General features: G+C 76.8%; 1 protein-coding gene. It reads right to left on the reverse strand.

The annotated features are described in order from the left end of the window. Positions 1-506: methyltransferase domain-containing protein (locus IH13_RS0133045; RefSeq protein WP_158791456.1), on the reverse strand; the 506-nt coding region annotated here is incomplete at its 3' end. Positions 507-833: the final 327 nt, after the last annotated feature.

Below are 833 nucleotides of genomic sequence, written 5' to 3' on the forward strand. Positions count from 1 at the left end.
GTGTATAAGAGACAGGTCAGGACCACGGTGGTCCCCCGCCCGGCCAGCGGTACGGCCTCGGCGAGCGCGGGTGCGAGCCCCTCGGAGTCACCGGCCGTGCAACCGATCGGGTGGAAGGCGGTCAGCAGGTTGAACGGCGCGTCGCCGGCCGCCGAGAGCAGGTCCTCCACGAGCCTCGCCCCGGCCGGCTCCGGCCCCGCCCGGTCCCCGGACACGGGGGCGCCCGGCCCGAGGCGTTCCCGGGCCAGGGCGAGGCGCTCACGGTCGGCGTCGACGCCGGTGACGCGGGCCCCGCGCGCGGTCGCGATCAGCAGCGCGAGCCCGGAGCCGCAGCCGAGGGAGAGCATCCGCGTCCCCGCCCCGACCTCCAGCCGCGCGAACACGGCCTCGTAGAGCGGTGCCAGCATGCGTTCCTGGATCTCGGCCCAGTCACGGGCACGGGTACCGGAGTCCGCCGGGGCGGACGCGTCCGTGTGCCTGTGGTGCCGGACGAGCGTAGGTGTCATGGAATGCGCCCCAATCCGCCGGGAGGTCGGTCGTGCCGAGTGGACGGTCCCCCTGTGCGGGTCCGGGGCCGGCGGCCCGGCCCGGCCCGTACGTCAGGGAACTCCGCATCCGGCGCCCCGTCCAGAGGCCTGACGGGGCGGGATGGCCGTGCTCGCGTGCTCCGGTCGTGCGCCCCCTGGCTCCGGACCGTCTCCGGGCCGCGGGGGCCGGCACGCCTGCCGCTCGCTCTTCCCCATAGTCTGACCCGACACGCGTGGCGCAGCACGTCGAGCGGGGGAGCGCCCCCTCCGCGCCGGTCCGGGGAGGCGGGTAGCCTCGCCGGCGGG

Origin of the sequence: Streptomyces sp. NRRL WC-3549 (assembly GCF_000721935.1) — a bacterium.
Classification (GTDB): domain Bacteria; phylum Actinomycetota; class Actinomycetes; order Streptomycetales; family Streptomycetaceae; genus Streptomyces.